The organism is Hypericibacter sp. (assembly GCF_050729195.1).
Lineage (GTDB): Bacteria > Pseudomonadota > Alphaproteobacteria > Dongiales > Dongiaceae > Hypericibacter.
This window is the reverse complement of sequence record NZ_JBOHKS010000034.1, coordinates 20,570-29,274: the sequence shown is the minus strand read 5'-3', so window position 1 is coordinate 29,274 and position 8,705 is coordinate 20,570. Positions and strand designations below refer to the sequence as shown.

Sequence of the window (8,705 nt, the reverse complement as noted above, 5' to 3'; positions counted from 1 at the left end):
GCCTTGTTCCCTCCCCCTGCAAGGAGGAGGGTGAGGGAGGGGGCCGCTCGACGTGCCAGCATTGTAGCGCGCCACTTGGATTGAGCACTTCCGCCACATGATTTGAGCAGTGGATAACTCCCGTTCTAATGGCCGATTTTGACCCCTAAAACGCCCTTCATCATGCGTTTAAAGCCCCCCAGTGACCTCGTCGGGCCTTGCCGCCAGCTGCAGCAGAGTCCATCGCTGGAATGACTGGCAGATCTCCTCCGGCGGATAGGTGGACGCTTCCAAGATTACCAAGGGTTCGGCCCGGCGATTTGGCCCCCGCTCGTGGACGGTCAGCTTAGTGACCTTATAGTCCATCTCCAGGCCCCAGCTGACCGGGATAGGGCACGCCGCCGCCAGCCGATTGAGTTCCTTTGACACCTGCTCGAACCAGTCCATGTCATCCCCTATTTGCGGCGCCCGCCGCCGCTGATGATCAGCTCTCGCGCCGGCCTGGCGCCCTTGCCGCCGGCGATCGTGTAGGTGGTCTTGACGGCCTCGATCTCGAACCCGTCGAACAGCTCCCGAATCGCCGGCACGTCGTTGATCGAAAGGATGAACCGGCCCTTCAGCTTTCGCAACCGCCCGGCCAGCTCGGCGAACTGGCTCCGGTCGAACAGCTCCTTGCCGTAGTCGCCCTCGGAGCCCCAATAGGGCGGGTCGAGGTAGAAAAGCGTGTGCGGCTTGTCGTAGCGCTCCAGGAAGGTCGGCCAGGGCAGACACTCGATCGTGACGCCGGCGAGCCGGCTGTGGACGTCCTCAAGCAGCCCGGCCAGCTTCGTGATGTCGAACCGCCCCGGCCGATCGGCGCAGACCCCGAAGTTCCGCCCACTGATCTTCCCGCCGAAGGCCGTGCGCTGGAGATAGAGGAAGCGCGCGGCGCGCTCCAGGTCGGTCAGCGTCGTCGGGTCGGTCGCCACCAGGCGCTCGAACTCGGCACGCGTGGTGAGCTGGAACCGCATCATCTCGACGAAGGCGACATAGTGGCGCTGAAGCACCCGGAACAGCGGCGCCACCTCCCGATTCGCATCGTTGATGACCTCCGCTCGCGGCGCCTGGCGCCGGCGGAGGAACACGCCGGCCATCCCGACGAAGGCCTCGGCGTAGCAGCTGTGAGGGGTCGCTTCGATTCGCTTGATGATTCGGCCGGCCAGATTCCTCTTGCCGCCGAGGTAAGGCGCAATGGGCGTCAGGGGTTCGACGGCCCTTATAGACTCCATAACTTTCACAACTCACACTTGCCCCGCCCCAGCGCTGGGGTGGCGGGGTGGCCATCAATCGGCCGATGGTGGTCATGCGGATCTCAACTCCGCGGTTCGCGGCGCGTCAACGCCGCTGCCCCCGCCGGCCGTAAGCCTGGCAGGGTTGGTCGTTTCAGTCTTTGAATTTAGCAGCCTTCGCGGTCGCAGTTGAGCAACTGGCCGGGCTTGTTCTGCCAGGCCCATGAGACCGACACGAGGTTCGCGTCCGTTAAGGGCCATTTCTCGGGCCGGCCCGTTTCGGTCGTCCACATCCAGGCAACGCAGACCTCGCCGATCGGGCGATTGCAGGCGGCCTTGCCCGCCTTCTCCGCATCCATGTCCAGCATGCCGGCAGGACATGCGAGGAGGTACACCACCCCGTTGTGATCGATCTCCCGGCACACGCCAGCCGAGCTGTTCGATTGGCTTCTCTGGCTGTAGGCGATCGCCGCGATCGCCACCACACCCAGCAGAACGATGATGCCCCGTTTCATGATGCCCCCGCAGGTCCGCCGTTACGAGGGCCGCAGGATAGCACCGGTTGCAATTCCGGGCGAGATAGCGCGTCACGACCCGGGCCACCCCTTCGTCTCGTCGATCGCCGCGACCTTCTCGGCCGTGTCGGCCGCCTCGATCGCGTCCTTGATCGCCCACAGCCGCTTGCGCAGATCCTCATAAGCGGCGGCGGCGGCGGCGGCGAGCCCGATCATCGCCACCGGCGTCGCCAGGGGCAGCATCGAGTTGTCGGCCATGCGCCAGGCGAAGTCCGGCGCCCAGGCCACGCCCGAGGCGGGATTGAGCGCCAGCGTGGCCTTGAGGGCCGCGCCGTTGATGCGCGTCAGATCCTCCTCGCGCAGCTGCACCACCTTGCCGCCATAGGGCGCGCCGGCTTCCTGCTTCGCCGCGAACAGCGCCACCGCAGCGGCGCGCTTGACGGCCTTGAGTTGCGCCAGATCCGGAGCCCAGCCCGCACCGTCCCATCGATCGCCGGCCCGCTCCGGCGCGCCATCGACGAACTGAGCGCCCTCAGGCGCGGCCTCGGGGAACCCCGCCGCTTGGTTGAAGCTGCCGATATAGGCGCCGGCGGCATCGACCAGGCTCTTGGTCATCGTCAGCACGAAGCGCGCGCCCTGCGGCGCGTCGGACGGCACCGCCGCATCGTCGGGAAAATCACCCAGCGGCCGGCCTTTGTCGTCGATCAGGAACTTGGTCATGGCTCTGTCTCTATTTCAGGATCGAGGCGCGGAAGACCGCGCGCCAATTGCCGACGGTGATGCCGAACGAGGCGCCCGTACCCTTGTTGATGACGAACATGCTGCTGCCGTATCTGACGCTGATGTTGGTCGCGTCGATGACGATCGATGGTGAGCTGGCCGCTGTGCCAAGCTCGCCCGTCGGCCATACCACTTCGTCGCCGATCGAGTATCCGCCCTCGGCCGTCTTGCAGCGCAGGAACACGTCGCGAAGCTGTGGCTTGGCGCCGAGCCCGTGGGCCAGCGTCAACGCGCCGGCAGCCGTGATCGTCTGCTCGCCGCTGTCGTAGCTGTATTGGCCCCTCAGCGTTTTCCAGGCCGCGCCGGTGCAATAGATCGTGACCTCGTCGCCCGGCCTCATGAGCCGCGTCGTCAACCCGTCGATCGTCTCGGCGCCGTTCGGATCGATCGTCACGTCGCCCGACGCGGCGCTGTTGACGAGGGTCAGCGTGAACCCTGCGCCAGCGGTCGCCGCCGCCAGAAGGTTGGCGCTGAAGCCTGCCGTGGTCCAATCGAGCACGCTGCCATTGTCGGCGGCCACGACATTGTAGGCCGCCGTCTTCGCCGCGTAGCTGCCGCTGATCCCGAGATAGGCCTTCTGCGCCGAAAGCTGGTCGCCATAGAAGCGCGCGACCTCCTCCCAGTTCGTGCCGGTGCGCTTCAGCAGCAGCCACATCTTGGTCGAGTTCATCGAGAAGTCGGCCGCGTTGGCCGTGAGAATCTGACCGCCGCCGCCGGCGGCATTCTTCACCACGACGACATGCGCCGCGTTCAACGGCCGCAACATCAGCAGGCTGCCATCGGGCAGGTTGGTCTGCACGATCGTCGCCAGATTGTCGGTGCCGGCGCCGGCCTCGGTCTCGACCTTGATGACGCCCGACGCCGGCGTGATGCTGTCGCCGGCGATCGTCGCCTGCACTTCCTGCGCGCCGCCGATCAGCTGGGCGATGAAATTGCGCTGGTCCTCGAAGGCCTGCTTCATTTCGCCGACGCTGCGAACGGCGTTGGCGAAGTACCCTGCAATGGGAAGTGAGGTCATCGGCTAGTAGCCCCTCAGGCCGTTAACGTCGATCAGGCCGGCAACGCCGATGCCGGCAATGTCGAACACCTTCACCAGCGGCCCGTTCACCGGATCCTTGTCGATCACCTTCGCCGTGAAGCCCGTGCCACCGTCGTCTTGCAAAGTCACCGGCACCTGGAGGATCTTCCTGTAGGCTTTGGTGAGGGGCAGGCGCGTGCCGCCGGGCGCGATCGCGATGTCGTCGAAGTCCTCCTCAATATCGGGCATGTCGATGAGGGCTCGCAGGGCGGACAACTGTCCCTGCTTGCTCCCGCCGGCGATGCTCACGCGGATCTCGTAATTCTGCGCGCTGATCGGCAGCTCGCCGGGCCAGGGCAGATAAGAAGGGCCATCCGGCCAGAAGCTGTCGCCGTCCGCGCTCCAGAACAGCGTGCTGTCGTCGTGCCAGAACGGTTCCTGGCTTCCGCTCGGGCGATACTCGATCGTCCAGTTGGAACCCTGGACGTCGGAGATCAACCGCAGTGCCGCGGGCACCTCCTGCGAATCCGGTATCACGGTCGCGACATAGGTGAGCGGCAGCCAGTTCGCCACCCAGAAATCCGCCGCATCGTCGGGCTGCCAGAATGGCGCCGCATCGCTGGCCGGCCAGAAGAGATCGCCGCCGTCGCTGGCCTGGAGGAAGCCGCCGATCGTAAAGCCGTTGGTGATGACGCCGGGCCATCCGAGCGCACCAAAGTCGATCGTTCGCACCAGGTTGTCGGTCTTCACGTCGCCGAGGCCAATCACCAGCGCCGCCGCGTTGACGCTGACATTGCCGGCGACGTCGATCGCCTTCACCAGAATCGTCCAGCTGCCCGTGGTGAGCGCACCGAGCGGAAACCGGGTCAGGCTCCAGACACCGGGATGCAGCTCCTGAGCAGGCTCCCAGTCCCGATTGTTCCCCGGGTTCGCGCGGATGACGTAGCCGGCCATGTCCGGGGGCACGATCGGATAGCTCCAGCGGGCATCGTTCATCTCGCGCATGACGCCGGGCACATCCGGGGGTGGCGTCGATTTGCCGACGACCACATGGCCCGCGATCGTCGTCCTGTCGCTCGGTACGCCCTTGGCCGACACGGTCCAGAGGATCACGTCGTAGGCGACCTGGTCCTGCACCGGCACGACCGAGACGACGGTCGTGCTGCCGGGCAAGGGTGCCATGGTGGAGAACGGCTCCTGGGCGTCGCTGCGCGCGAAGATGACCTGCAGACTGGCGGCGGGCTCGATCGTGCCGCCGGTGAGCTGCAGCTCGATCAGGATGCGGCTTTGCAGCGACCCGTCTCCCTGACGCACCAGCACCGATTCGTCCGAGGTGACGCGGAACACCTGTGGCTTCGGCGGCTTCGAGCCGGATGCCGTCACGATGGGGTCGAAATCGGGAATCGTTCCAGTATCGGCCAGATGCACCGCCGGGGCCGCATCCACCAGCACCAGCTTCGCCGCCATGTCGGCCTGGGGGGAGACGTTGGAGACGATGCAATCGATCGACTCGCGGCCGGCCTCGCCGAAGCTGAACAGGTCGCCCTCCGAAGGAGCTGTCCAGAACGGGATCGGAGTCACCAGCGTGACGCTGACCTGGTCGCCGGCGACGGTGACGGGCGTGGCCGACAGCGCCACGTCGCGCGTGGTCCGGATCACCAGGCCATAGGTCTTCCCGACCTCCATCGGTAGCGCTTCGTCGACCGTCAGGCCCGTGACGTTGCCGCTCCCGTCCTTCGCCAGCGTCTTGATCCGCCCATAGGCGAGACCGACGAGAATCACGTCGTGGCTGACCTTCACCAGCTTGCCGCGCTTCGCGATCAGATGCTCGACATCGGCGGAGAGCGTGTAGTCATAGGGCCGCAGCTCCATGACCGCCCGCTGATAGCGCCCGGCCTTCCACACCTGGTCGGGGTCCACGATGCCGAACATGTCGACCTCGGAGAACTTTGTGGCGTTGCTCTCGTCGAAGCCGTCGGCATAGACGATGATCTGGTCCTGCTCGAAATCCTTGCGCTCGTTGACGAAGCGGATCTTCACGCCGTGGATGGCATCCGGGAACCGCCGGTGCATGGTGAAGCCCCAGCTGTTCCGGGGCGTGAAATGCTGCACCGGGACCGACTGCGGCTTGTCCTGCACCACGGCGTAAAGATGGCCGTTCATGCCGAAGCTGGCGCGCCCGGCCGACGCGATCGTCTTGAGTGCCTCTAACCGGGTGTTGGCGAAGTCGAACACCGCGTCGAACTTGCGGCCATTGGCGATGTTGTCGAGCGCCCAGGCCTCGATCCCGGTCCAGTCGACGCGGCTGCTCGGCAGGGGCGTGCGGCCGGCTTGGCCGATCAGCACGTCGACATAGGCGGAATGCGCCCAGCGCGTCGGCCGCCAGGCCCAGCTGGTCCCGTCGAAATCCCACAGGATCGATGTCGTGATGCAATTGAGCTCGTTGACGATGCCCTGCAGCTCGTTCGTGCCCTTGATCACCAGCTCGATCGTCGTGTGGCCCGGGACCGCGATCGGCGGCGTGTTCGTCGTGATGCGCAGGATGGTCCACCAGACCTTGTCGACGATCTTGTCGTCGGCGGTGTCGAGCGTCGTTCGGCGCACGCGAACGTCATACTGGTCGCGCGGCACCGGCCAGGATCTGGTCTCGCGAACGACGTTGGTCGAGTTGTGGGTGATGACGAAGGTCGGCGGGACGACGGTGCCCGGGCCAAGGGTGATGCTGTTGCTGACATTGGCCAGCGGCAGATCGGCGGTCGGCACGAAGTAGCCGGCCGAGATCATCTCGGCCGAGCGCAAATCCGTCAGCCGCGCCGGCTTGGTTCCGTCGAACGGCATCTCCATCATGCAGATCGGGAGATTGCCCGCGGGGATGACGGAGGGATTGTTGCTGCTGGTGCCCCCAACACCCTCCAAGAGGCCGGTAATGTGATTGAGCGAAAGGAAGTAGGTCCTGACGAGTTTCTGCCTCTCTTGCACCTCCGGCCGCACGAGTGTGCCGGTCTGGCGAGCGAGGAAGGCGATCGGCTGCGCCAGCGGCGTCCAGGCGACCGCGTCCTTCACGCGGTACTCGGCGTCCAGCTCGACCGTCACCGCCGACCGCTCGCCCAGTTCGTCGAAGGCCGTCATCCCCTGGAGGCCGTCGATCTCGATCATCAGCGCGTCGCAATTCTTCGCCGACGTGCGCTGGGTCCAGCTCGACACCTGGTCGAGCAGGATCTGGAACACGTCGTCATGGACGTCGGTTCCGACCAGGCTCAGCGGCGGGTCGTCGTCCCAGCCTTCGCGGATCTTGAGTTCGATGCCTTCGAAGTTGGCGATCGGCGTGGCGCCGATCTGGATGGCCTCGACCTTCTGCGGCCCATAGCCGAGGTCGAACAGCAGCCGCAGATACTGGTCGCTGCCGCGGATCTCGGTGTAAGGGATGGCGCCATAGTCGGCCGTGCGCTTGTGGCGGCCGTAGGCCCGCGGAATCTTGCCATAGGGCCGCGCCTGGTTGCGTGTGCCCTGGATCGAGAGCGTCGGGCTGCTGTCCTCCTCGCCGCTCAGCTGGCCCATGTCGGCCTTTGGCAGAGGCACCAGGGCGTTGACCGCGAAGTTGCCGGCCGCCGCCACCGCCGCGCCGATCAGCGCGCCAGCGACCGGCCCCAGGGCGCCGCCGGCCCACCAGCTGGCCACGGCAGCCAGGACAACGACCACGATCTGCAGGAACATCCGCAGCGGGCTCTTCTGCTGGCCGCCGGGGTTCTGACCCGGCATGGCCAGCACGGTCACCGCCGTGCCCGGCTTCGGCCGCACACGGTGCCACAGCTCGCGCGGGATCTCCTCGTCGCCGATCGTGACCGATGCGTAGCGGCGCAACGTCGGACCCGGGATCGCCTTCTCGACGATCTCCGCCACCGTGGCGCCGGCCAGCATCGCCATCTGCTGGATGTCGGTGCTGAAGGGGCGTTGCCGCGCCGTCACCAGCACGTCGCCGGCGCCGGGCGGGATGATCTCTTCGATCGGCTTCAGCATGATCGGCTGAAGCGTGGTCGCTCCCGCCACGAAGCCACCGATATGGCCGCAAAGCCTCCTATGCCGGCGCACCTCGAGGATCCCGGGCAGCTGGTCCGGCTTGTCGAACTCGACGACGCAGGAATCGACCCCCTGCTCGATATGGAGCATCTGGCCGCGCGCCACCACCATGCCGACATGGGCGGGCTCGCCGTATTTCTTGATCAGCAGCAGGTCATAGAGCCGGATGCCGTCGAGCGGGCAGTTCCCGTCGTCGGGCTTCTCGGCGACCTTCTGCCAGTCCTCGTCGATATGGGCCTTGATCAGGGCCGCGTTCGCCGCGATGTCCCGGCGACGGGCTCCCCGATACTCCGTGTCCCGGCTTGGCAGCTCGATGCCGAGCCGGCCATTGAAGACCAGGCGCTGCAGCCCCCAGCAGTCGCAGCCCTCGCGATCGCGGCCAAGCTCGACGAACGGAATGCCGATATAGCCCGCCACCCAGGCCGGCGGGGCATAAGGCAAGGTCTCGGCCGGGATCTGTCCGCTATCCATCAGAACAGCCCCGGATGGCTCGCCGGCGTGTATTCATCGGCCGGGAAACTCTCGTTCAAAATGTCTTCGAAGGTGATTTGACCCTCGACGGCTGCGGCGTCCGCCGTGACGTCGCGCAGGGTGAAACCGTAGGGGCCGGCCTCGACCGTGTTGGGGGTGGAGGCCATGATCACTTCCAGCGTGATCGTCGGCGGCGCGCCGGCGGGGATCATGCGGATGGCGAGCACGATGTCGCGCGCCACGTTGTCGATCCGCACCGTCACCTCGGGCGGCTTCTGGCCGTCGTCGTCGGGCAGCGTGATGTCGAACGGATAGGCGGTGTAGAGATTGCCGCGGCTGACCACGTCCTCGTTGTTGTGAACGACACGGATCGGCTGGCTGAAGCTGGAATGGTCGATGGTGAGCAGCTGCAGGAAGACTTCGTCCGTCTCGGGCGCGAAGGCCGCGCGCGCGAAGCTCGGCGGGATCGTCGACGCCGGCAGCTCCGGCCAGTACCGGAGCGGGAAATAGCGGATGGGGAAGAAGCGCTTCGCGAACATCGAGAGCCGATCTAATCCTTTCTGCGCGAGCGACGTCGGGGTTGGAGGGGCGGCCGAC

General features: G+C 66.2%; 6 protein-coding genes. All 6 read right to left on the bottom strand.

Annotated elements, in window-relative coordinates; all coding sequences use genetic code 11:
- Positions 1 to 434: 434 nt before the first annotated feature.
- Positions 435 to 1,247, bottom strand: a complete 813-nt coding sequence (locus ACREE8_RS02725; RefSeq protein ID WP_431571446.1) for a DNA adenine methylase — start codon at positions 1,245 to 1,247, stop codon at positions 435 to 437.
- 167 nt (positions 1,248 to 1,414) lie between these two features.
- Entirely contained in the window at positions 1,415 to 1,762 is a 348-nt protein-coding gene (locus tag ACREE8_RS02720; protein WP_431571445.1) for a hypothetical protein, read from the bottom strand.
- 72 nt (positions 1,763 to 1,834) lie between these two features.
- Positions 1,835 to 2,482 (bottom strand): hypothetical protein, encoded by a 648-nt coding sequence (locus ACREE8_RS02715; RefSeq protein WP_431571444.1) that lies wholly within the window; start codon positions 2,480 to 2,482, stop codon positions 1,835 to 1,837.
- Between the two features lie 10 nt (positions 2,483 to 2,492).
- Positions 2,493 to 3,560: a hypothetical protein gene (locus ACREE8_RS02710; protein ID WP_431571443.1), complete on the bottom strand. Its 1,068-nt coding sequence runs from the start codon at positions 3,558 to 3,560 to the stop codon at positions 2,493 to 2,495.
- A 3-nt stretch (positions 3,561 to 3,563) separates the two neighbouring features.
- On the bottom strand, positions 3,564 to 8,108 hold the full coding sequence (locus tag ACREE8_RS02705) for a host specificity factor TipJ family phage tail protein (protein ID WP_431571442.1): 4,545 nt from the start codon (positions 8,106 to 8,108) through the stop codon (positions 3,564 to 3,566).
- Positions 8,108 to 8,647: a DUF1833 family protein gene (locus ACREE8_RS02700; RefSeq protein WP_431571441.1), complete on the bottom strand. Its 540-nt coding sequence runs from the start codon at positions 8,645 to 8,647 to the stop codon at positions 8,108 to 8,110. Before ACREE8_RS02700 ends, ACREE8_RS02705 begins: the two co-directional genes overlap by 1 nt.
- Positions 8,648 to 8,705: the final 58 nt, after the last annotated feature.